Raw genomic sequence first — 22,371 nt, forward strand, 5'->3', positions numbered from 1 at the left:
TCCTTGTGAGAAAACACACATAAGACGTAAGGGTAACCCACGGGGGGACGTTGAGGCCAGCCTGCGCCATGATGGCATATTGTCATAGGGCATCGGGTGATCGGCTGATGGCCACCTGGGTGATGAAGTCCTAAATCACTCGTGAGAAGCGTTGGCGATTCTGCTGTTCCAGGTACGCATCAAAGACCATGCACACCGAACGTACCAGCAGCCGCCCGGCTGGCAACACGCTGATCCGCTCATTGTCGAGTTCGATCAGGCCATCCCCGGCCATGGCTTGTAACTGCGGCCAGAGATCGGCGAAGTAACCGCGAAAATCGATATTGAAGGCCTGTTCGATCACCGCGAATTCCAGGCTGAAATGACAAATCAATTGCTGAATCACCTCCCGACGCAGGCGATCGTCCCGATTGCATATCAGACCGCGGCTGGTGGCCAGTTGCGTGCCGCCCAAGGCGTTCTGGTAGTGGTTCAGATCGCTGCTGTTCTGGCAGTACAGGTCACCGATCTGGCTGATGGCCGATACGCCGAGGCCAATCAAATCGCAATGACCATGGGTGGTATAGCCCTGGAAGTTGCGTTGCAAGGTCGACTCTTCCTGAGCAATGGCGAGCTCGTCGTCAGGCAGGGCGAAGTGATCCATGCCGATGTATCGGTAACCCGCCGTGGTCAGTTGCTCGATCGTGCGTTGCAGCATTTCCAGCTTTTCGGCGGGGGCCGGAAGGTCGTTGCCGTTGATCCGCCGTTGCGGCATGAAGCGCTCAGGCAAATGCGCGTAGTTGAACACTGAGAGCCGGTCCGGTTGCAGGTTGATGACTTCCTCCACGGTGCGGGCGAAGTTGTCCGGTGTTTGCTTGGGCAGGCCGTAGATCAGGTCGATGTTGATCGAACGAAACTGCAAGGTACGGGCGGCGTCGATCACCGCACGGGTTTCTTCCAGGCTTTGCAGGCGATTGACTGCCCGCTGGACCACCGGGTCGAGGTCCTGCACGCCGATGCTGACGCGGTTCAAACCCAGTTCGCGGAGCAGGCCCATGGTCGACCAGTCGGCTTCCCGAGGATCGATTTCGATGCCGTAGTCGCCGGAGTCATCGTCCAGCAGATTGAAGTGCTTGCGCAACCGGGCCATCAGTTGGCGCAGCTCGTCATGGCTGAGAAAGGTCGGAGTGCCGCCGCCAAAGTGCAGTTGCTCGACCTTCTGGTTCGGGTCGAGGTGGCAGGCAATCAGCTGGATCTCTTGCTCCAGGCGCTGCAAATAGGGCAAGGCACGACCACGGTCCTTGGTGATGACCTTGTTACAGGCGCAGTAGTAGCAAATGTTCGCGCAGAACGGCACATGCACATACAGCGATAATGGTCGCAGTGCCTTGCGGCTTTCGCGCAGAGCGTGGAGCAGGTCGAAGGTGCCGACCTGACTGTTGAATTGCACCGCAGTCGGGTACGAGGTGTAGCGCGGTCCCGCCAGGTCATAGCGGCGGATCAGATCTGTGTCCCAACGAATGGCGTCGAGCATGCGGGCATTCCCCCGGATAGGCTGGCAGTGTTCGCGAGTCTAGGGGGTTCACAGGAGCGGCATGTTGATTTGCATCAACGGTGGTTGGGCCTCTGCGCTGAGATTGTGTTCGCCAGGGATGACGCCATCGCGAGCAAGCTCGCTCCTACATTTGCTCGATGTCGTGCACAAAATTTGTGTACACCGGAGATCAACTGTAGGAGCGAGCTTGCTCGCGATGGGCGCGCCGCCGATTTAATGCCCCATGAGCCAATGCTGATGCGGCCCCGGCAGCGTCCAGATGCCAAACAGCATCACCAACAATCCGCCGCTCATGCGCACACTTTTTTTGCGCAAGAGTGCCGTAACCCGCTCGGCGGCCAGGCCAGTGGCAAGCAGCACCGGCCAGGTCCCGAGTCCGAAGGCGAGCATCAGCAGCGCGCTGTCCAGGGCATTGCCCTGGCTGGCGGACCAGAGCAGTGTGCTGTAGACCAAACCGCATGGCAGCCAGCCCCAAAGCGCGCCCAGCAACAAGGCACGGGGCAGGCTCGACACCGGCAGCAAGCGGTTGGCGATCGGCTGGATATGCTTCCAGAGGCCGCGTCCGAGGCTTTCGATACGGGTCAGGCCGCTCCACCAGCCAGCCAGGTACAGGCCCATGGCGATCAGCAGCAGTCCGGCAAGAACTCGCATGAGCATCGCCGCCGGGCTGCTGGCGACCGCCCAACCCGCAAGTCCGATCAGCAGGCCGGCCGTTGCATAGCTGAGAATTCGTCCCAGGTTGTACGCCAGCAGCAGGCGAAAGCGTCGGCTGCGTTGCTCCTTGGGAATTGCCAGGGTCAGCGCGCCCATCAGGCCGCCACACATCCCCAGACAATGACCGCCACCCAGCAGGCCGAGGATCACTGCGGAAACCAGAAGCGGAGCCAGCTCAAGCATGGGGCGGGGCCTTGTCTTTTGATTGGGACGCAGTGGCGGCAGGCGGGTGGCCACCGGCCTCGTCAACGGCGGCCTGATGGTTCGGATCCTGGTCGTCGAACAGAATGCTGTGGGCCGGGCCATCGAGGTCGTCGTACTGACCGCTGTCGACCGCCCAGAAGAAGATGTAGATAGCGATGGCGACGATCAGCAGCGCGGCCGGGATCATCACGTAGAGAGCTGGCATGTGAACTCCATGCCCGCGCGGCTCAGGCCGGCAGCGGGCGGGTTGCTGGGGTGGTGTTGGCGGCTGGCGTTCTCGGCATGCGAGTCAGACGCAGCGCATTCAACACCACGGTCAACGAACTGAGCGACATGCCGATCGCCGCCCAGACCGGCGTGATCCAGCCGAGGGCGGCGAACGGCAACATGAGGCCATTGTACAGCCCGGCCCACAGCAGGTTCTCGATGATTACCCGGCGCGTGCGTCGAGCTAGGCTGAACGCTTGCACCAGCGCGTCGAGGCGATTGGACAGCAGCACCGCATCGGCGCTGGTTTTCGCCAGATCGGTGGCCGAACCCATGGCCACGCTGATATCCGCGGCGGCCAGCACCGGTACGTCGTTCACCCCATCGCCAAGCATCAACACCTTGCGACCTTCTTTATGCAGCTGTTGCAGCACTTGCAGCTTGTCATCGGGACGCAGACCGCCACGGGCCTCGTCGATGCCCAGCTCAAAGGCGACGCTGGCGACCATCGGTGAGCTGTCGCCGGACAGCAGCAGCGTGCGCCAGCCACGGGCCTTGCAGGCGGCGAGCAGGGTGGGAGCGTCGGCCCGCAAGCGGTCGTCAAGGACGAACCAGGCCAATGCGCCCAGGCTATCGCCGAGCAGCAGCCATTGGCCTGGCTCATCGGGCATCGCCGGTATCGAGCAGCCGCTGAGCTCACAAACAAACACCGCTTGGCCGATCCGCAGTCGCTGCTCACCTACCAGGCCTTCAAGGCCCAGCCCCGGCGTGCTGAGGACTTCTTCGGCGGCCAGGGGCGCGCGGCCAAAGGCGCGGGCGATCGGATGTTCTGAGCGGTTTTCCAGGGCAGCGGCAAGGCCCAGGCACTGGTCACTGTTCAGTGCGCCCAGTGTTCGGATCGAACGCAGCGCCAGACGACCTTCGGTGAGGGTGCCGGTCTTGTCGAAAATGACCGTGTCGATCTGGTTCAGGCCTTCCAGCACATGACCGCGAGTCAGCAACAGGCCGAGTTTGTGCAACGTGCCAGTGGCGGCGGTCAGGGCGGTCGGCGTGGCCAGGGACAAGGCGCAAGGGCAAGTGGCGACCAGCATCGCCAGGACGATCCAGAATGCCCGGGATGAATCCAGCTCCCACCACAGCAGGCCAATGGCGGCGGCTGCCATCAGTGAAAGCAGCAGGAACCATTGCGCGGCGCGGTCGGCGATTTCCGCCAGTCGGGGTTTTTCGGCCTGGGCACGCTCCAGCAGGCGGACAATGGCTGACAAGCGTGTGTCTTGACCCAAGGCCAGCACTTCGACGGTCAACGCGCCTTCGACGTTCAGGGTGCCGGCAGTAACCGCTTCGCTCACGGTGCGCGGCTGTGGCAAGTACTCGCCGGTCAGCAGCGACTCATCGATGCTCGACTGGCCGTCGAGGATCCTGCCGTCGGCCGGCAGAATGGCCCCGGGATGCACCAGCACCCGGTCACCCAGGCGCAATTCGCCGAGCAGAATGCGCTCGCTCTGACCGTCATCGCTCATGCGCAGGCAAGAGGCGGGGAGTAAATTGACCAGCTGCGCGGTGGCGGCGGCCGTGCGCTCTCGGGCGCGGCGCTCCAGATAACGACCGGCCAGCAGGAACAGTGCAAACATCCCGACCGCATCGAAATACAACTCGCCCGCTCCGCTGATCGAGGTCCAGATACCGGCGATGTACGCGCTGCCAATCGCCAGCGATACCGAGACGTCCATTGTCAGGTGGCGGGTACGCAAGTCGCGTATGGCGCCTTTGAAGAAGGGCACGCAGCTGTAGAAAACGATCGGGGTGGTGAGGAACAGCGCGACCCAACGCAAGATGATGTGCAGCTCGGGGCTCAGGTCGATATTGAATTCCGGCCAGGTGGCCATGGTCGCCATCATTGCCTGAAACCACAGCAGGCCGGCGACGCCCAACTGTCGCAAGGCCAGGCGGTTTTCGCTGGCCAGTTGTTCGGCAGCACGGTCGGCCTGATACGGATGCGCGGCATAACCGATGTGCCGCAGTTCTCCGAGCACCTTGCTCAGCGGCAACTGGCTATCGGCCCAGCGCACGTGCAACCGATGGTTGGACAGGTTCAGCCGCGCTTCGGCCACCGCCGGGAGGCTGCGCAAGTGTTTCTCGATCAGCCAGCCGCAAGCGGCGCAACTGATGCCTTCCATCAACAGGGTGGTTTCGGCGAGCTCGCCTTCGTGGCGGACAAAAGGTTCCTGCACATCGGCGCGATCGTACAGCGCCAGCTCGTCCACCAATTGCACCGGCAAGGCTTCGGGGTTGGCTGAGGCCTCACTGCGGTGGCTGTAATAGCCTTCCAGACCACCGGCGACAATCGCCTCGGCCACAGCCTGACAGCCAGGGCAGCAAAGCTCGCGGGTTTCGCCGAGAACGACTGCGGTAAACCGGCTGCCGGCAGGAACCGGCAGGGCGCAATGATAGCAGGGGGTTGGCGTGGTCATGGGGCGTTGTCCGATGATCGTTCCCACGCTCTGCGTGGGAATGCCTCCCCGGACGCTCCGCATCCGCTTCGGCTGGGACGCGGAGCGTCCCTGGCTGCGTTCCCACGCAGAGCATGGGAACGATCAGGGTAAGGCTTACTTCTTCAGGTCTTCGGCACCCTGCAGCGGTTCATCACCGAGCAGCAGGTCTTTGTCGGGGTTGACTTGTTCTTCCTCGAACATGCGCCAGGTCTTGTCGTCCTGCACACCAAGCAGTTCGACGAAGCGCCGGCCTTCGACCTTGTCGCTCAACTGGCCGATATAGCGGCCCTGTTCGGTTTCGCTGCGAGTCAGGGTGATCCTGCGATCCTTCTCTGGCTGGGTTGGCGAGATCAGGTTCAGCTCCAGGGTTCTTGGCTGGCTGTCGCCGCTCAGGCGCAGGTCGACTTCGCCGGTCACCTCATCCAGATGCACACTGGCGCGCAGCAGCAGAGCCTGAGCCAGCAGCTCACGGTCCAGCGAGCGGTTGATGCCTTTACCGGCCTCGTAATAGTTGTCGTTGACCAGGTTGTCCGGGTTGTTCACCGCGATGGTCACCATGGACAGGGTCAGGGTGACCGAGCAGGCCAGAATACCGATAATGATCCACGGCCAAAGGTGCTTGTACCAAGGGCTTGTGGTAGTTGCTGCGGGCATGGTGACTTCTCTCAACGAATTTGTGGGCCGATGAATCGGCTCTTGGCTTCAACATGGACATCCGCGTCATCGGCATCCTTGAGAGTGAATTTCACCTCGTTGGTACTCGACGGCAGTTGTTCCGGCGCGCTCGATAACTCGACCGGCATGCTGAAAATCTCGCCGGCGCTGACCTTGATCTCACGCTTGCCTTGCAGCTTGAGATCCGGCAGGCCAGAGGCTTCAAGCAGGTAAGTGTGATCGCGCTGGTCCTTGTTCATGATTTTCAGGCTGTAGACGTTTTCGATCCGCCCCTCGGCGTTCTCGCGATAGAGCACGCGGTCCTTGCTGACGTCGAAACCGACCAGCGAACGCATGAAGAACGCCGTCACCAGCAGGCCGATCATCGTCAGCAATACCAGTGCATAGCCGATCAGGCGCGGGCGCAGTTTATGGGTTTTTTGCCCGGAAAGGTTGTGTTCGGTGGTGTAGCTGATCAGCCCGCGAGGGTAGTTCATCTTGTCCATGATGGTGTCGCAGGCGTCGATACACGCGGCGCAGCCGATGCATTCGATCTGCAGGCCGTCGCGAATATCGATGCCGGTCGGGCAGACCTGAACGCACATGGTGCAGTCGATGCAGGTGCCCAGCCCCATTGCCTTGTAGTCGGCGTCTTTCTTGCGCGGGCCGCGACCTTCACCGAGACGCGGATCGTAGGAAACGATCAGCGTGTCCTTGTCGAACATCACGCTCTGGAAGCGCGCATACGGGCACATGTAGATGCACACCTGCTCGCGCAGCCAGCCGGCGTTGCCGTAAGTGGCGAGGGTAAAGAAACCGACCCAGAAATACGACCAGCCATCGGCCTGGCCGGTGAAGAAGTCGATGGTCAATTCACGAATCGGCGAGAAGTAACCGACAAAGGTCATGCCGGTGACAAAGCCGATCAGTAGCCAGAGGCTGTGTTTGCTGAACTTGCGCAGGAACTTGTTGGCGCTCATCGGCGCCTTGTCGAGCTTGATGCGCTGGTTGCGGTCGCCTTCGGTGACCTTTTCGCACCACATGAAGATCCAGGTCCAGACGCTTTGCGGGCAGGTATAACCGCACCAGACGCGCCCGGCATACACCGTGATGAAGAACAGGCCAAAGGCGCTGATAATCAGCAGGCCAGAGAGCAGAATGAAATCCTGAGGCCAGAAGGTCGCGCCGAAGATGAAGAATTTGCGCTCCGGCAGGTTCCACCAGACGGCCTGATGAGCGCCCCAGTTCAGCCAGACCGTACCGAAATACAGCACAAACAGTGCGGCACCGCCCGTCATCCGCAGGTTGCGGAACAAGCCGGTGAAGGCGCGCGTGTAGATTTTTTCCCGAGAGGCATAGAGATCGACGCTGTTATTCGGATTTTTGGCAGGCGGGGTAACGTCGTGTACCGGAATCTGGTTGCTCATCGTTGCATCCCACGGCAGTGGAAAAATGCCTCGGTCAGTACATGCCGACCGCGGTCAGAAAGTGTGTTGCAGTGGCGCAATGATACGCCTGTAGCTCTAGATCAAGGGTGCGACCCTTGGTCGCGTTGGGTGAAACCAATTGATGGTGTAGTGACTTGAATCAATTGACTTATGAATTATGGCCGAAAGTTAGCGTACGCGTTGCGTCGCTTTGGCCTGTCTGGAGGCCCCGATCCTTCGTAGCAGCTGCCGAGCCAACGAGTGCCACCATCGGCCCCAAACAAAACGGCCCCGCCAATCTTCACTGGCGGGGCCGCTTGTTGTTGCGATCAAGCGTTTGACTTACTTGGCGTCAGCCGCCTTGTCACCGTGGGACAGGCTGTAAACGTAAGCGGCCAGCAGGTGAACCTTGTCGTTACCTTGCAGTTGCTCCTGGGCAGGCATCTGGCCCTGACGGCCGTAGCGGATGGTCTGCTGCAGTTGAGCGAAGCTCGAGCCGTAGATGAACGCCGCCGGGTGAGTCAGGTTAGGTGCGCCCATCGCTGGGGTGCCTTTACCTTCCGGACCATGGCAAGCCACGCAGTTGGTGGCGAAGAGCTTCTGGCCAGCGACCGGATCAGCCTTGGTACCTTCTGGCAGTTTGCGGCCATCGAGGTTGGTCAGCACGTAAGCAGCAACGTCGCTGACGCCTTGCTCGCCAATCACTTCGCCCCATGCTGGCATCATCGCGTGGCGGCCACCCATGATGGTGGTCTTGATGGTTTGTGGCTCGCCGCCCCAACGCCAGTCTTCGTCGGTCAGGTTAGGGAAGCCATAAGCACCCTTGGCGTCGGAGCCGTGGCAGACCGAGCAGTTGGAGGCGAACAGGCGGCCACCCATCTTCAAGGCTTGTGGGTCTTTAGCGACTTCTTCGATCGGCATGGCAGCGTACCTGGCGAAGATCGGACCGAACCTGGCGTCCGATCTGGCCATTTCCTTTTCCCATTCGTGCACGCCAGTCCAGCCGGACTGACCATTGGCGAATGCGGTCTGCTTGTCGTTGTCGAGGTAGCTGTAGCCTGGCAACAGGCCTTTCCAGTTGCCCAGGCCCGGGTACAGCGCCAGGTAGCCCAGGGCGAAAATGATGGTGCCGACGAACAGCATGAACCACCATTTCGGCAGCGGGTTGTCGTACTCCTCGATCCCGTCGAAGGAGTGGCCAACAGTCTCTTCGGTGGCTTCGCTGCGCTGGCCCTTACGGGTGGACAGCAGCAGCCAGGTCAGGGCGAAGATGGTACCCAGACTGAGGACTGTGACGTACAGACTCCAGAACGTAGTCATTCTTTGTTACTCCTAGAAGCTTGCTCGACGTGCTTGATGGCTTCGGGATCATCCGCGAAAGGCAGCAAGGTCGCGTCTTCAAACTCCGACTTGCGTTTGGGGCTGAACACCCACAGCGCCAGACCGATAAAGGCCACCATCACGACAACGGTGCCCAGGCCACGAATCATCCCGATATCCATCTAAATCACCGTTTGCTTTTGATGATGGTGCCCAGGCCTTGCAGATAGGCCACCAGCGCGTCCATTTCGGTTTTGCCCTTCACCGCATCCTTGGCGCCGGCGATGTCTTCGTCGGTGTAAGGGACGCCGAGCGTGCGCAAGACTTCCATTTTTTTCGCGGTGTCTTTGCCGTCGAGCTTGTTTTCCACGAGGAACGGGTAAGCCGGCATTTTCGACTCAGGCACTACGTTGCGCGGGTTGTACAAGTGCGCACGCTGCCAGTCATCGGAGTAACGACCGCCGACCCGGGCCAGGTCCGGACCGGTACGCTTGGAACCCCACAGGAACGGGTGATCCCAGACGCTTTCACCGGCAACCGAGTAGTGGCCATAGCGTTCGGTTTCAGCGCGGAAGGGGCGGATCATCTGCGAGTGGCAGCCGACACAACCGTTGGCGATGAAAATGTCACGGCCTTCAAGTTCCAGCGCCGGACGCGGCTTCATGCCTTCGACCGGTTTGTTGGTGACGTCCTGGAAAAACAACGGAACGATTTGGGTCAGGCCGCCGATGCTGACGGCGATGACCATGAAGAAGGCCAGCAGGCCGATATTCTTCTCGACTACATCATGATTCATCAGTGAGCTCCAACTACAGCGATCTGAGCGGCGGCTTCAGCTTCAGCCGGGTTCGAGGCGCGTACGGTACGGAACACGTTGTACGCCATGAACAGCATGCCGCTGGCAAAGAACGCACCGCCCAGGGCACGAACGATGTAACCAGGGTGGCTGGCTTGCAGCGCTTCGACGAAGGAGTAGGTGAGGGTGCCGTCATCGTTGATTGCACGCCACATCAGACCCTGGGTGATGCCGTTGACCCACATCGAAGCGATGTAGAGCACGGTACCGATGGTCGCGAGCCAGAAGTGGGTGTTGATCAGGCCGACGCTGTGCATCTGTGCACGACCGAACAGTTTCGGAATCATGTGGTAGATGGCGCCGATCGAGATCATCGCAACCCAGCCCAAAGCACCGGCGTGTACGTGGCCGATGGTCCAGTCAGTGTAGTGGGACAGCGAGTTGACGGTCTTGATGGCCATCATCGGGCCTTCGAAGGTCGACATGCCGTAGAACGCCAGGGAGACGACCAGGAAACGCAGGATCGGGTCGGTACGCAGCTTATGCCAGGCGCCCGACAGGGTCATCATGCCGTTGATCATGCCGCCCCAGCTTGGCGCCAGCAGGATGATCGACATCGCCATGCCCAGGGACTGTGCCCAATCCGGCAGAGCGGTGTAGTGCAAGTGGTGCGGACCGGCCCAGATGTACAGGGTGATCAGTGCCCAGAAGTGCACGATCGACAGGCGATAGGAGTAGATCGGACGCTCGGCCTGCTTGGGTACGAAGTAGTACATCATCCCCAGAAAGCCCGTGGTCAGGAAGAAGCCCACGGCGTTGTGGCCGTACCACCACTGGATCATCGCGTCAGTCGCACCGGCATAGGCCGAGTAGGACTTGAAGAGGCTGACCGGCAGGGAGGCGTGGTTGACGATGTGCAGCATGGCCGTCACGACAATGAAGGCACCGTAGAACCAGTTACCAACATAGATGTGCTTGGTCTTGCGCTTGACGATGGTTCCGAAGAACACCACAGCGTAGGTGACCCAGACGATAGCCAGCAGGATAGCCAGAGGCCATTCCAGTTCCGCGTATTCCTTGGTGGTGGTGTAACCCAGCGGCAAGGTAACGATCGCGCCGACGATTACCGCCTGCCATCCCCAGAAGTGGAAGGCGGCCATGCTGTCGGAAATCAGTCGCGTTTGGCAGGTTCGCTGCACGACGTAATAAGAAGTGGCAAACAGTGCACAACCACCGAAGGCGAAAATCACCAGGTTGGTGTGCAACGGGCGTAGGCGTCCGAAAGTCGTCCACGGCAGGCCAAAGTTAAGTTCTGGCCATACGAGCTGTGAGGCGATGAAGACACCGAGCCCCATGCCAAGGATCCCCCAGACCACCGTCATGATGGCGAACTGGCGGACTACCTTATAGTTATAAGCAGTCGGACTGATTGCTGTGCTCATTCTAAGGTTCCACGGTTTGGGTGTTTTATTAGGAGTAAAAATCGGTCGCAAGTATGGAGAAAGCAGGGTGTCATTGCAACGCGCCATGACCTGGGTCAATGCTTCCCGACGCTGATTCTGCGGCCTTTCCATGCGCCGCGTAAGGACAAAAATGCCCTCGGAAAAAATGTCGCAGTGGATGAAAAAGGCGAGGGGTGCAGGTTAGTTGTAACGAGGTGTGTTGAAACGAGAAGATCAGGTGACAGGCGGTAATTTGCACGACAGCCGGTATAAACCAGCCTTTGCGGCCTGTCATCGAGCAGAATCGTCGAACCCATCGGTTACAGCTGGCCTGTGACCGACATGTGCCAGTCCACTGACGGGCAAGCTTAGACCCGAATCCTGAGAGTGGAAAGGCGGACCATTTGGGGGGTGCGACACTTGGTCGCGTAGAGGCAGGGAACTACCGCATCCTGAGCGGATGCGGCAGCGAAGCAGTCACCGGTTATTCGCTTTTGCTTTCAGTACGCCCCTGATCATCAGTACTGCGCGACAGGCTGAAAACATACGCGGCCAGCAGTTGCACCTTGTCGTTGCCGAGCAGTTCGTTCTGCGCCGGCATATGGCCCTGGCGGCCATGACGAATGGTCTGTTGCAGTTGCGCCAGGCTTGTACCGTAGATAAATCCGGCCGGTTGCGTCAGATTCGGCGCTCCCATGGCTTCAGTGCCCTGGCCGTTTGCCCCATGACAGGCTACACAGGTGGTGCTGAATACTTGCTGTCCGGCTTGCAGATCGGCGCCGCTGTCGGCAGGCAATGGCAGCCCTGCCAGCTCATGACGGACATAGGCCGCCACGTTCTTGACTCCCGTTTCACCGAGGATTTCACCCCAGGCCGGCATGGCCGCCATGCGACCGCCCATGATGGTGGTTTTGATCGTGTCGGCGTTGCCGCCCCAGCGCCAGATGTTGTCGGCGAGGTTGGGGAAGCCGAACGCGCCCTTGGCATCCGAGCCGTGGCAAACCGCGCAGTTGGAGGCAAACAGGCGACCTCCCATCTTCAATGCTTGCGGATCTTTGGCGACGTCTTCCAGGGGCATAGCGGCGAATTTAGCGAAGATCGGACCGAACCTGGCGTTGGCCTTGTCCATTTCCTTTTCCCATTCGTGCACGCCGGTCCAGCCGTTTTCATAGCCCGGCAGCACGCCTTTCCAGTTGCCCAGGCCGGGGTAGAGGACCAAATAGCCCACGGCAAACACCAGGGTGCCGGCGAAGAGCATGAACCACCATTGCGGTAACGGGTTGTCATACTCCTCGATGCCGTCGAAGCTGTGGCCCATGGTCTGGTCGACACTGCCTTTGGTTTCGCCCTTGCGCGTACCGATCAATAGCCAGGTCAGCCCGATCAGGCTGCCAATGGTCAGTACGCAGATGTACGTACTCCAGAAGGTGGTCATGGCCGAATGCTCCTTGTCGCGTGCTCTTCGGATTGAGCGTCATCAGGTTGAAGGCCGGGCGTTTGCACACCGGGCATCGGTTCGTCGGCAAACGGCAGCAGGCGCGCCTGAGCGAACTCAGGATTGCGCCTGGCGTTGAAGACCCAGAGCGACAGGCCGATGAAGGCGATCATCACCACTAGCGTGCCAAGGCCGCGGATCATTCCACTATCGAGTTCGAAACCCATGGCTCACCTCTTGCTCTTGATCGCAGTGCCAAGCACTTGCAGGTAAGCGACCAGTGCGTCCATTTCGGTCTTGCCCTTGAGTGTCTCGGTGGCGCCGGCGATGTCGGCGTCGGTGTACGGGACGCCAAGGGTGCGCATCACCCGCAGCTTGGTTTCGGTGTGGCTGCTGTCGAGCGGATTGGCCACCAGCCAGGGGTAGGCGGGCATCTTCGATTCCGGCACCACGTTGCGCGGGTTGTACAAGTGCGCGCGGTGCCAGTCTTCGGAGTAGCGACCGCCGACCCGGGCCAGGTCTGGCCCCGTGCGTTTGGAGCCCCAGAGGAACGGGTGATCCCACACGCTTTCCCCGGCCACCGAATAGTGGCCGTAGCGCTCGGTTTCGGCGCGGAACGGACGAATCATCTGCGAGTGGCAACCGACGCAGCCTTCGCGGATATAAATGTCGCGACCTTCCAGTTGCAAGGCGGTATAGGGCTTCATGCCCTCGACCGGTTTGTTGGTCACGTCCTGAAAGAACAGCGGGACGATCTGGGTCAGACCACCGATGCTGACGGCCAGAACCATCAACAGCAGCAACAGGCCGACGTTTTTCTCGATTGTTTCGTGTTTCATGGCGGACTCCTCAGGCCATCTGCGCCGCGGTGGCGACTTCGGCAGGCTCGGCAGCGCGCACGGTGCGCCAGGTGTTGTAGGCCATCAGCAACATGCCGCTGAAGAAGATCGCGCCCCCCACCAACCGCACGACGAAGCCTGGATGGCTGGCCACCAGGGTTTCGACGAAGGAGTAGGTCAGCGTGCCGTCTTCATTGACTGCGCGCCACATCAGGCCCTGGGCGATGCCGTTGACCCACATCGAGGCGATGTAGAGCACGGTGCCAATGGTTGCGAGCCAGAAGTGCGCGTTGATCAGGCCGATGCTGTGCATGGCCGGGCGGCCGAAGATTTTCGGGATCATGTGGTACAGCGCGCCGATCGAGATCATCGCTACCCAGCCCAGAGCGCCAGCGTGAACGTGGCCGATGGTCCAGTCGGTGTAGTGGGAGAGGGCGTTGACGGTCTTGATGGCCATCATCGGCCCTTCGAAAGTCGACATGCCGTAGAACGCCAGGGAGACCACCAGGAAGCGCAGGACCGGGTCGCTGCGCAACTTATGCCAGGCGCCCGACAGGGTCATCATGCCGTTGATCATCCCGCCCCAGCTGGGCGCCAGCAGAATCAACGACATCACCATGCCCAGTGACTGTGCCCAGTCCGGCAGTGCGGTGTAGTGCAGGTGGTGCGGGCCGGCCCAGATGTACAGGGTGATCAGTGCCCAGAAGTGCACGATCGACAAACGATAGGAGTACACCGGACGCTCGGCCTGCTTGGGCACGAAGTAATACATCATCCCGAGAAAGCCCGCGGTGAGGAAGAAGCCCACGGCGTTGTGGCCGTACCACCACTGAACCATGGCATCGGTCGCCCCGCCGTAGAGCGAGTAGGACTTGGTCAGGCTGACCGGAATTTCCAGATTGTTGACGATATGCAGAATCGCCACGGTGATGATGAACGCACCGAAGAACCAGTTCCCGACATAGATGTGCCTGGTCTTGCGCTTGATCAGCGTGCCGAAGAACACATAGGCGTAGGCGACCCAGACGATGGTGATCAGGATGTCGATCGGCCATTCCAGCTCGGCGTACTCTTTGGAGCTGGTGTAACCCAATGGCAGGCTGATGGCCGCCAGCAGGATCACCAGTTGCCAGCCCCAGAAGGTGAATGCGGCGACTTTCGGTGCAAACAGCTGCGTTTGGCAGGTGCGTTGTACTGAATAGAAGGAGCTGGCAAACAGCGCGCAGCCACCGAAGGCGAAAATCACCGCATTGGTGTGCAAGGGGCGCAGGCGACCGAAACTGGTCCACGGCAGGTTGAAGTTGAGTTCGGGCCAGACCAATTGGGCAGCGAGAAAAACCCCGAGTCCCATGCCGACGATGCCCCACACCACCGTCATAATGGCGAATTGGCGGACCACCTTGTAGTTATAGGCGGTACTGATAGAAGTGTTCATGGTTCCCCATCCACGGTTCAGCTGAAGTGAAAGCGCCTGCGCACGGCAACGGCGCGCTCACTACTTCTGGAGTTATAGGCAGACTAAAAGCGAGGCAAGCATGGACAAAGAGCACAAGGCCAGTATTGACGGGGATCAATGGGGCAAGTGCCTGCGGGATCACGGCTGGCTGTGGAATGCCGCGCAACTATCCGCTGCGACGGCTGAATCGCTGACGCTGATCCTGGCCCACGGTGCCGGTGCGCCGATGGACAGCAGCTTCATGAGTGACATGGCCGCACGCCTTGCCGGGCGCGGGATCAACGTGCTGCGCTTTGAGTTTCCCTACATGGCCCAACGACGCCTGGACGGCGGTAGACGCCCGCCTAATCCAGCGCCGAAACTGCTGGAATGCTGGCGCGAGGTGTATACCCAAGTGCGACGCCATGTCGCTGGGCGTTTGGTCATCGGCGGCAAGTCCATGGGCGGGCGCATGGCCAGTTTGCTGGCGGATGAATTGCAGGCGGATGCGCTGGTGTGTCTGGGGTATCCGTTTTATGCGGTGGGTAAACCGGAAAAACCTCGAGTCGAGCATCTGGCCGAATTGAGAACCCCGACTTTGATCGTTCAAGGTGAGCGGGATGCATTGGGTAATCGGCAGGCGGTGGAGGGTTACGTATTGTCGCCGAGCATCGAGGTGATGTGGCTGGTGGCGGGGGATCATGACCTTAAGCCGTTGAAGGCCTCGGGCTTTACCCATGAGCACCATTTGGAGTCCGCTGCCAAAAAGGTCGCCGAATTTCTCCGTTAAGTGATCATTCCCACGCTCCGCGTGGGAATGCCGCCAGGGACGCTCCGCGTTCCGCTTCTGGATGTGACGCAGAGCGTCACGGGATGCATTCCCACGCAGAGCGTGGGAACGATCGGTAGGGGTGCATCTGTCAGCGGTTAAAGCGTTCCACCAACGAATACTGGGTATTCGCTGTACGGGTCAACTCTTCACTGAGCAGTGCCGAGTTTTGCGCTTGTTCCGAGGTCTGATCAGCCAGCTGCGCGATGGTGCTGATATTGCGGCTGATCTCTTCAGCCACGGCGCTTTGTTCTTCGGTCGCAGCTGCAATCTGAGCGGTCATGTCGGTGATGTTGGCCACCGCTTCGCTGATGCCCACCAACGCCTTGTCGGCCTCGAGTACCCGCGCGACACCTTCTTCAGCCTGGCGATGGCCGGCGTCCATGGTTTGTACGGCGGTGCTGGCGGTCTGTTGCAGTTTGGCGATCAGGCTGTGGATCTGCCCGGTGGACTCACTGGTACGTTGCGCCAGTTGCCGTACTTCATCGGCAACCACCGCAAAGCCACGCCCCATTTCACCGGCGCGGGCCGCTTCGATGGCGGCGTTCAAGGCCAGCAGGTTGGTCTGGTCGGCGATGCCTTTGATCACATCGACCACGCCGCCGATTTCGTCGCTGTCTTTGGCCAGTTGAGTTACCGTGGCGCCGGTTTCACCGACCACCTGCGACAGGCGCTGGATGGCTTCGCGGGTTTCGCCGGCGACGTCGCGGCCGCGACTGGTCAGGCGATTGGCTTGCTGAGTGGCGTCGGCGGTGCGCTGGACGTGGCTGGCGACTTCTTGAGTGGTGGCAGCCATCTGGTTGACGGCAGTGGCCACTTGCTCAGTCTCAACCCGCTGGCGCTCCAGCCCGGTGGAGCTCTTGTGGGCCAGGGCGTCGGATTGACGGGCTTGCTCGTTCAAGTGCTCGGCGGTGTCCTGGAGGCGGGTCAGGCAGGTTTTCAGGCGTGCCTCCTGGCTGAGAATGGACATCTCCAGGCGTGCCTGGGCGCCGCGACTGTCGGTGTACATCTGTGCGATCAGCGGGTCCGAGGTGGTCTGTTCAGCCAGGCGCAGCAAGCGCTTGAGGCCACGTTGTTGCCAGCTCAAACCGAGCAGACCCAGCGGCACCGAGAGCCCGGCAGCCAGGGCGAAGCCCCAATGGGAGTTGAGCCAGATGCCAATCAGAAAGCTGAGCTGGCTGACCAGAATGAACGGCAACCAGTCTTGCAGTACCGGCAACCATTTATCACTTTGAGGAATGGCCGACTTGCCCTGGTTGATACGTTGGTAGAGCGCTTCGGCGCGGTGGATCTGTTCGGCGGTGGGTTTGACCCGTACCGACTCGTAACCGACCACCTGATTGCCTTCGAAAACCGGTGTGACATAGGCGTTGACCCAGTAGTGGTCACCGGATTTACAGCGATTCTTGACAATGCCCATCCAGGGCAAGCCTTGCTTCAGAGTGCCCCACATGTGCGCAAACACCGCTGCCGGGACGTCTGGGTGACGTACCAGGTTGTGCGGTGCACGGATCAGTTCCTCTCGAGAAAAACCACTTATTTCAACGAAAGCGTCGTTGCAGTAGGTAATCACGCCTTTGGCATCGGTGGTGGAAATCAACCGTTGCTGAGCCGGGAAGGTACGTTCACGTTGTGTAACGGGCTGGTTGTTACGCATGGTTTTTCAATCCGCAAGGCTTTGTCAGGTTGTCGGCAGTGCCTGGGGATTATTGAAAATATTTTTCAAAAATCGGTGGTGCGTCTCAGGTGAGCGGTTTGCGCCTTGAAATGGATAGTGAATGGACTGTTGCAGAAATTTGCGCAGAGTCGGCCAAGTTGTTCTTCCTGACCAGACAATGGTACTGAAGCTCATGTTATCTGGTACTTCAGTACCTGTTTGATCCGGTAATGTCTTATCCAGCCAGCATCGGATAAGTAAACAGCCCGAAATGCAGTAGATTCAAACCAAAGTGCGTGGCGATTGCCGCGCTCAGTCCGCCAAAACGATAGGCCAGACCGTAGCCGACCCCGGCAATACTCGCCAGCAATACCCATTGCCAGCCGGCGCCCAGATGCACCAGGCCAAAGAGCAGCGCCGCGAATATCAGTGCAAGGGTTTCGCCATAAGGCAGCTGTTTGAAGCGCTGGCTCAAACCGCCCTGAATATAGCCACGAAACAGGGCTTCCTCGACCAGAGTCACCAACAGCAGGTTGTTCAGTACCCAAAGCCAACCTTGATCCGGCCACTTCGGTTCCCAATGAGTGACGCCCAGCAACACCGCACCACCGAGCGCGGCCAGTGCACTCAGGGGCAAGGCCAGGGCGGTCGCGTACAGCGAAAGACGCAGAGAACGCCGTCCGACAATCCATGGGCATACCAGCAACAGCCAGAAGCCAATCAGCGGTTTGTCCAGATTGAGGTACATCGAGAACGGCACTGCATCTTCGGTAAAGACTTCGGGGCCAATGACGCTACCGTTGTAGAAGCCCGGTAACCAATGCAGAGCCAACGCGAGGGCCAGTACCACAAACAAGCCGTGTCCGAGATAACGGCCATAACGGCTCTTTTGCTGGCGCACGGCAAAACCTGCAAACAGCAGCAAGGCAACGGCGATCAGTGCTTGCACCTCCAGTTGTCCGGCAAACATTGCCAGGCTGTAGCCGATGCAGAGGAGTGCCAGATAGAGCCATGGCAAAGCGATCATGTGAAGTCCTTTCAGGCGGGAGTCTTACCTTAAAACGCTGGAGCGGTCTGAGTCGCCCGGATCGTCCGAATGCGCCCGAACCTATCGGGGGCGCAATTATAAACAGAGGAACACTCCCATCAGCCAAACAAAAACACCGCCCGAAGGCGGTGTTTCAGGTGAAGTGGAATTACGACGCGATCAACTGCCGCAACACGTAATGCAGAATCCCCCCCGACTTGTAGTACTCAACTTCATTCAAGGTGTCGATCCGGCACAGCACTTCGATCTTCTCGCTGCTGCCGTCTTCACGGGTGATCACCAGTGTGAGGTTCATGCGCGGTTGCAGTTCGACGCCGGTCAAGCCCTGAATATCCAGGGTTTCCTTGCCCGTCAGTTTCAGGCTCTTGCGGTTCTGATCAAGTTTGAACTGCAACGGCAGCACGCCCATGCCCACCAGGTTGGAGCGGTGGATACGCTCGAAACTCTCGGCGATCACCGCCTTGACTCCCAGCAGGTTGGTGCCCTTGGCTGCCCAATCGCGGCTTGAGCCGGTGCCGTATTCCTGACCTGCGATCACCACCAGTGGAGTGCCGGCTGCCTGATAACGCATGGCTGCATCGTAGATCGGCAGTTTTTCGCCGGTGGGGATGTAGATCGTGTTGCCGCCTTCTTCGCCCCCAAGCATTTCATTGCGGATACGGATGTTGGCGAAGGTGCCGCGCATCATCACTTCATGGTTGCCGCGACGTGAGCCATAGGAGTTGAAGTCGCGCGGCTCCACACCCAATCCGCGCAGGTAGCTCCCGGCAGGGCTGTCGGTCTTGATGTTACCGGCAGGGGAGATGTGGTCGGTGGTCACCGAGTCGCCGAGCAGCGCCAGAACCCTCGCGCCCTTGACGTCTGCGACTACCGGCAACGGGCCTGCGATGTCATCGAAGAACGGTGGATGCTGGATGTAGGTGGAGTCCTGCTGCCAGACATAGGTCGCCGCTTGCGGGACTTCGATGGCTTGCCATTGTGCGTCACCGGCAAACACTTCGGCGTATTCCTTGTGGAACATTTTGGTACTGACCTGGGCCACCGCGTCGGCGATTTCCTTGGCACTGGGCCAGATGTCGCGCAGGTACACCGGCTGGCCATCGGTACCGATACCCAGCGGCTCGCTACTGATATCGATCCGCACGCTGCCAGCCAGGGCGTAGGCTACCACCAGCGGTGGCGACGCCAGCCAGTTGGTTTTCACCAGTGGATGTACGCGACCCTCGAAGTTGCGGTTGCCGGACAATACCGAGGCGACGGTCAGGTCTGCCTTTTGAATGGCCTTTTCGATTGGCTCCGACAACGGCCCGGAGTTACCGATGCAGGTCGTGCAGCCGTATCCGACCAAGGAAAAACCCAGTTCATCGAGATACTGGGTCAGGCCCGCGGCGTTGTAGTAGTCGGTGACGACTTTCGAGCCGGGTGCCAGGGAACTCTTGACCCAGGGTTTGCGTTTGAGGCCTTTCTCCACGGCTTTTTTCGCCACCAACCCGGCTGCCATCATGACGCTGGGGTTGGAGGTGTTGGTGCAGGAGGTGATCGCGGCAATCACCACGGCGCCGTTTTTCAAGCGATAGGTCTGGCCTTCATAGTCATAATCCGCTTCGCCTACAAGTTCAGCGCTGCCCACCGCGACGCCACCGCCGCCTTCGCTTTCCAGGCGACCCTCTTCTTTGCTGGTGGGTTTGTATTGTAGGCCGAGAAAGTCGGTAAAGGCCTGGCCGACGTTCGGCAGCGAGACGCGGTCCTGTGGGCGCTTGGGGCCGGCCAGGCTGGCCTCGACGCGGCCCATGTCCAGCGCCAGGCTATCGGTGAATACCGGTTCTTTGCCGGGCAAGCGCCACAGGCCCTGAACCTTGCTGTAGGCCTCCACCAGTTTTACGGTTTCAGTCGACCGGCCGGACAAACGCAGGTAGTCCAGGGTGACGTCATCCACCGGGAAAAATCCGCAGGTAGCGCCGTATTCCGGGGCCATATTGGCAATGGTTGCGCGGTCCGCCAGCGGCAAGTCGGCGAGGCCGTCGCCATAGAACTCGACGAATTTGCCGACCACGCCTTTCTTGCGCAGCATCTGTGTGACGGTCAGCACCAGGTCAGTGGCGGTGATGCCCTCCTTGAGCTTGCCGGTCAGCTTGAAGCCGATCACTTCCGGAATCAGCATCGACACCGGTTGGCCGAGCATCGCGGCTTCGGCTTCGATACCGCCGACACCCCAGCCGAGTACGCCGAGGCCATTGATCATGGTGGTGTGGGAATCTGTACCGACCAGTGTGTCCGGGAAGGCATAGGTGCGGCTGTCTTCATCCTTGGTCCAGACCGTGCGGCCGAGGTATTCGAGGTTGACCTGGTGACAGATCCCGGTGCCCGGTGGCACCACGCTGAAGTTGTCAAAGGCGCTTTGGCCCCAACGCAGGAAGGCATAACGTTCGCCATTGCGCTGCATTTCGATGTCGACGTTCTGTTTGAACGCACTGGCACTGGCAAATTTGTCGACCATCACCGAGTGATCGATCACCAGGTCCACCGGCGACAGCGGGTTGATGCGTTGCGGATCGCCGCCGGCCTTGGCCACGGCGGCGCGCATGGCAGCCAGGTCGACCACCGCGGGTACGCCAGTGAAGTCTTGCATCAGCACCCGCGCCGGACGGTACTGAATTTCCCGGTCGGAGCGGCGTTCCTTGAGCCAGGCCGCGAGGGCCTTGAGGTCGGCGCCGGTAACGGTTTTTTCGTCTTCCCAGCGCAGCAGGTTTTCCAGCAGGACTTTCAGCGACATGGGCAGTTTGTCGAGATCACCAAGAGACTTGGCGGCTTCCGGCAGGCTGAAATAGTGATAAGTCTTGTCGTCGACTTTTAATGTTTTAAGGGCTTTCAGGCTATCGAGGGACGGCATTGAATGACTCCTTTTAGTCCGCACGGCTACGGACCTGGCGGGACGGGCAGAGCCTTTAACCTAGCTCTGATTGGGGAATCTGGCTAATAACCGGACTCTATGGACAAGTCCAGGGTTCCGAACTCGGCTATCATGCGCCGGTTTTCGTGACAGGCTTTGCTTTAGGGTCTGGACATCGTGCAGTGGCTGAATTGTTCGCCAACTGCCCAGGAGTATGAATGAACACCCTCTTTATGCATTGCCGGCCCGGCTTCGAAGGCGAAGTCTGTTCCGAGATATCCGAACTCGCCGCGCGTCTGAATGTGGCCGGTTATGCCAAGGCCAAGGCCAGCAGCGCCTGCGCCGAGTTTGTCTGCACCGAAGACGATGGCGCCGAGCAACTGATGCGCGGTCAGCGTTTCGCCGAGCTGATCTTTGTGCGGCAATGGGCCCGCGGCATGTTTATCGACTTGCCGGAAACCGACCGTATCAGCGTGATTCTTGCTCATATGGCAAGGTTCCCTGTCTGCGGCAGCCTATGGCTGGAAGTCGTCGATACCAATGACGGTAAAGAACTGTCGAATTTCTGCAAGAAGTTCGAAGGCCCGTTGCGCAAGGCGCTGACCAGTGCCGGAAAACTGGTGGAAGACGCTGGCAAACCTCGACTATTGCTGACCTTTAAAAGCGGTCGCGAGGTGTTTCTCGGTCTGGCTGAAAGCAACAACTCAGCGATGTGGCCGATGGGGATTCCACGCCTGAAGTTCCCCCGCGAAGCGCCAAGCCGTTCGACGCTGAAGCTGGAAGAGGCCTGGCACCATTTCATCCCCCGCGATCAGTGGGACGAGCGCTTGCACAGCGATATGACCGGTGTCGATCTCGGTGCCGCACCTGGCGGCTGGACCTGGCAACTGGTCAATCGCGGGATGCTGGTGACCGCCATCGACAACGGTCCGATGGCTGAGAGCTTGATGGACACAGGGCTGGTTCAACATTTGATGGCTGACGGTTTCACCTTCAAACCCAAGCAACCAGTGGACTGGATGGTCTGCGATATCGTCGAGAAGCCTGCGCGCAATGCGGCGCTCCTGGAAACCTGGATTGGCGAGGGGCATTGCCGGGAAGCGGTGGTAAACCTGAAGCTGCCGATGAAACAGCGCTACGCGGAAGTAAAGCGCTTGCTCGAACGTATCGAAGAAGGCTTCAAGGAACGCGGCATCCGCGTCGCCATTGGCTGCAAGCAGCTGTATCACGACCGCGAAGAAGTGACCTGCCATTTGCGTCGTCTGGATGTAAAAAAGCCGAAATCCCGCTGAGCCTTTCGCGGGCAAGCCCGGCTCCCACAAGGTCGGCGCAGGATCTGTAGGAGCCGAGCTTGCTCGCGATGAACGATGACGCGGTTTGCCTGATGCACCTCGCCGCCTGCATCGCGAGCAAGCTCGGCTCCTACATTAGGTAAAACGCCACAGATG

General features: G+C 59.9%; 19 protein-coding genes. 2 read left to right on the forward strand and 17 right to left on the reverse strand.

Annotated features, from left to right (window positions below; genetic code table 11):
* Positions 1-130: 130 nt before the first annotated feature.
* The 14 genes from hemN to ccoN (AC07O1_RS09635) all read right to left on the reverse strand — a co-directional run bounded on the left by hemN (position 131) and on the right by ccoN (AC07O1_RS09635) (position 14,499).
* Entirely contained in the window at positions 131-1,513 is a 1,383-nt protein-coding gene (gene hemN / locus AC07O1_RS09570; protein ID WP_495088614.1) for an oxygen-independent coproporphyrinogen III oxidase, read from the reverse strand.
* Between the two features lie 234 nt (positions 1,514-1,747).
* On the reverse strand, positions 1,748-2,431 hold the full coding sequence (locus AC07O1_RS09575; protein WP_495010583.1) for a sulfite exporter TauE/SafE family protein: 684 nt from the start codon (positions 2,429-2,431) through the stop codon (positions 1,748-1,750).
* Positions 2,424-2,657 (reverse strand): cbb3-type cytochrome oxidase assembly protein CcoS, encoded by a 234-nt coding sequence (ccoS, locus tag AC07O1_RS09580; protein WP_495088615.1) that lies wholly within the window; start codon positions 2,655-2,657, stop codon positions 2,424-2,426. Before ccoS ends, AC07O1_RS09575 begins: the two co-directional genes overlap by 8 nt.
* Positions 2,658-2,679: 22 nt before the next feature.
* Entirely contained in the window at positions 2,680-5,130 is a 2,451-nt protein-coding gene (locus AC07O1_RS09585) for a heavy metal translocating P-type ATPase (RefSeq protein WP_495088616.1), read from the reverse strand.
* Between the two features lie 135 nt (positions 5,131-5,265).
* Positions 5,266-5,805 carry a FixH family protein gene (locus tag AC07O1_RS09590; protein WP_495088617.1) on the reverse strand — a complete coding sequence of 180 codons (540 nt, stop codon included), beginning with the start codon at positions 5,803-5,805 and terminating at the stop codon, positions 5,266-5,268.
* Positions 5,806-5,816: 11 nt separating this feature from the next.
* Positions 5,817-7,232: a cytochrome c oxidase accessory protein CcoG gene (gene ccoG / locus AC07O1_RS09595; protein ID WP_495088618.1), complete on the reverse strand. Its 1,416-nt coding sequence runs from the start codon at positions 7,230-7,232 to the stop codon at positions 5,817-5,819.
* Between the two features lie 342 nt (positions 7,233-7,574).
* On the reverse strand, positions 7,575-8,552 hold the full coding sequence (gene ccoP / locus AC07O1_RS09600; protein ID WP_495010580.1) for a cytochrome-c oxidase, cbb3-type subunit III: 978 nt from the start codon (positions 8,550-8,552) through the stop codon (positions 7,575-7,577).
* Complete coding sequence (locus AC07O1_RS09605; protein ID WP_003175465.1) at positions 8,549-8,734, reverse strand: CcoQ/FixQ family Cbb3-type cytochrome c oxidase assembly chaperone; 186 nt, start codon at positions 8,732-8,734, stop codon at positions 8,549-8,551. Before AC07O1_RS09605 ends, ccoP (AC07O1_RS09600) begins: the two co-directional genes overlap by 4 nt.
* 5 nt (positions 8,735-8,739) lie before the next feature.
* Positions 8,740-9,348 carry a cytochrome-c oxidase, cbb3-type subunit II gene (gene ccoO / locus AC07O1_RS09610; RefSeq protein ID WP_494992328.1) on the reverse strand — a complete coding sequence of 203 codons (609 nt, stop codon included), beginning with the start codon at positions 9,346-9,348 and terminating at the stop codon, positions 8,740-8,742.
* Entirely contained in the window at positions 9,348-10,790 is a 1,443-nt protein-coding gene (gene ccoN, locus AC07O1_RS09615) for a cytochrome-c oxidase, cbb3-type subunit I (RefSeq protein WP_494992327.1), read from the reverse strand. The genes ccoO (AC07O1_RS09610) and ccoN (AC07O1_RS09615) overlap by 1 nt, the downstream gene beginning before the upstream one ends.
* 484 nt (positions 10,791-11,274) lie before the next feature.
* Positions 11,275-12,225: a cytochrome-c oxidase, cbb3-type subunit III gene (gene ccoP / locus AC07O1_RS09620; RefSeq protein ID WP_495088619.1), complete on the reverse strand. Its 951-nt coding sequence runs from the start codon at positions 12,223-12,225 to the stop codon at positions 11,275-11,277.
* Positions 12,222-12,452, reverse strand: coding sequence for a cbb3-type cytochrome oxidase subunit 3 (locus AC07O1_RS09625; protein ID WP_495088620.1), 231 nt, complete (start codon positions 12,450-12,452; stop codon positions 12,222-12,224). Before AC07O1_RS09625 ends, ccoP (AC07O1_RS09620) begins: the two co-directional genes overlap by 4 nt.
* 3 nt (positions 12,453-12,455) lie before the next feature.
* The gene (gene ccoO, locus AC07O1_RS09630; protein ID WP_494992324.1) at positions 12,456-13,064 is read right to left on the reverse strand and encodes a cytochrome-c oxidase, cbb3-type subunit II; all 609 of its coding nucleotides are present in this window, start codon (positions 13,062-13,064) and stop codon (positions 12,456-12,458) included.
* A gap of 10 nt (positions 13,065-13,074) precedes the next feature.
* Positions 13,075-14,499, reverse strand: coding sequence for a cytochrome-c oxidase, cbb3-type subunit I (ccoN, locus tag AC07O1_RS09635; protein ID WP_494992323.1), 1,425 nt, complete (start codon positions 14,497-14,499; stop codon positions 13,075-13,077).
* A gap of 100 nt (positions 14,500-14,599) precedes the next feature.
* On the opposite strand from ccoN (AC07O1_RS09635), the gene AC07O1_RS09640 reads away from it, so the two are divergent.
* Positions 14,600-15,289, forward strand: a complete 690-nt coding sequence (locus tag AC07O1_RS09640) for an alpha/beta family hydrolase (protein WP_495088621.1) — start codon at positions 14,600-14,602, stop codon at positions 15,287-15,289.
* Between the two features lie 130 nt (positions 15,290-15,419).
* Here AC07O1_RS09640 and AC07O1_RS09645 read toward each other — a convergent pair whose 3' ends face one another.
* The 3 genes from AC07O1_RS09645 to acnA form a co-directional block, all read right to left on the reverse strand.
* Positions 15,420-16,985: a methyl-accepting chemotaxis protein gene (locus AC07O1_RS09645; protein WP_494992321.1), complete on the reverse strand. Its 1,566-nt coding sequence runs from the start codon at positions 16,983-16,985 to the stop codon at positions 15,420-15,422.
* Positions 16,986-17,220: 235 nt separating this feature from the next.
* A complete protein-coding gene (locus tag AC07O1_RS09650; protein ID WP_495088622.1) occupies positions 17,221-18,012 on the reverse strand; it encodes a CPBP family intramembrane glutamic endopeptidase in 792 nt (263 codons plus the stop codon).
* Between the two features lie 169 nt (positions 18,013-18,181).
* On the reverse strand, positions 18,182-20,923 hold the full coding sequence (gene acnA / locus AC07O1_RS09655) for an aconitate hydratase AcnA (protein ID WP_495088623.1): 2,742 nt from the start codon (positions 20,921-20,923) through the stop codon (positions 18,182-18,184).
* 218 nt (positions 20,924-21,141) lie between these two features.
* Between acnA and rlmM the strand changes: the two genes are divergently transcribed.
* Positions 21,142-22,215, forward strand: a complete 1,074-nt coding sequence (gene rlmM / locus AC07O1_RS09660) for a 23S rRNA (cytidine(2498)-2'-O)-methyltransferase RlmM (protein ID WP_495088624.1) — start codon at positions 21,142-21,144, stop codon at positions 22,213-22,215.
* Positions 22,216-22,371 lie beyond the last annotated feature (156 nt).

This window comes from Pseudomonas sp. GW821-FHT07G10 (assembly GCF_059418545.1).

Coding starts and splice junctions, on each gene's coding strand:
- AC07O1_RS09645 (WP_494992321.1), bottom strand. CDS start 16,985: ATGCGTAACAACCAGCCCGTTACACAACGTGAACGTACCTTCCCGGCT.
- ccoN (WP_494992323.1), bottom strand. CDS start 14,499: ATGAACACTTCTATCAGTACCGCCTATAACTACAAGGTGGTCCGCCAA.
- ccoN (WP_494992327.1), bottom strand. CDS start 10,790: ATGAGCACAGCAATCAGTCCGACTGCTTATAACTATAAGGTAGTCCGC.
- AC07O1_RS09585 (WP_495088616.1), bottom strand. CDS start 5,130: ATGACCACGCCAACCCCCTGCTATCATTGCGCCCTGCCGGTTCCTGCC.
- ccoP (WP_495010580.1), bottom strand. CDS start 8,552: ATGACTACGTTCTGGAGTCTGTACGTCACAGTCCTCAGTCTGGGTACC.
- hemN (WP_495088614.1), bottom strand. CDS start 1,513: ATGCTCGACGCCATTCGTTGGGACACAGATCTGATCCGCCGCTATGAC.
- AC07O1_RS09590 (WP_495088617.1), bottom strand. CDS start 5,805: ATGCCCGCAGCAACTACCACAAGCCCTTGGTACAAGCACCTTTGGCCG.
- AC07O1_RS09625 (WP_495088620.1), bottom strand. CDS start 12,452: ATGGGTTTCGAACTCGATAGTGGAATGATCCGCGGCCTTGGCACGCTA.
- ccoP (WP_495088619.1), bottom strand. CDS start 12,225: ATGACCACCTTCTGGAGTACGTACATCTGCGTACTGACCATTGGCAGC.
- rlmM (WP_495088624.1), top strand. CDS start 21,142: ATGAACACCCTCTTTATGCATTGCCGGCCCGGCTTCGAAGGCGAAGTC.
- ccoO (WP_494992324.1), bottom strand. CDS start 13,064: ATGAAACACGAAACAATCGAGAAAAACGTCGGCCTGTTGCTGCTGTTG.
- ccoG (WP_495088618.1), bottom strand. CDS start 7,232: ATGAGCAACCAGATTCCGGTACACGACGTTACCCCGCCTGCCAAAAAT.
- AC07O1_RS09640 (WP_495088621.1), top strand. CDS start 14,600: ATGGACAAAGAGCACAAGGCCAGTATTGACGGGGATCAATGGGGCAAG.
- AC07O1_RS09605 (WP_003175465.1), bottom strand. CDS start 8,734: ATGGATATCGGGATGATTCGTGGCCTGGGCACCGTTGTCGTGATGGTG.
- AC07O1_RS09575 (WP_495010583.1), bottom strand. CDS start 2,431: ATGCTTGAGCTGGCTCCGCTTCTGGTTTCCGCAGTGATCCTCGGCCTG.
- AC07O1_RS09650 (WP_495088622.1), bottom strand. CDS start 18,012: ATGATCGCTTTGCCATGGCTCTATCTGGCACTCCTCTGCATCGGCTAC.
- ccoO (WP_494992328.1), bottom strand. CDS start 9,348: ATGAATCATGATGTAGTCGAGAAGAATATCGGCCTGCTGGCCTTCTTC.
- ccoS (WP_495088615.1), bottom strand. CDS start 2,657: ATGCCAGCTCTCTACGTGATGATCCCGGCCGCGCTGCTGATCGTCGCC.
- acnA (WP_495088623.1), bottom strand. CDS start 20,923: ATGCCGTCCCTCGATAGCCTGAAAGCCCTTAAAACATTAAAAGTCGAC.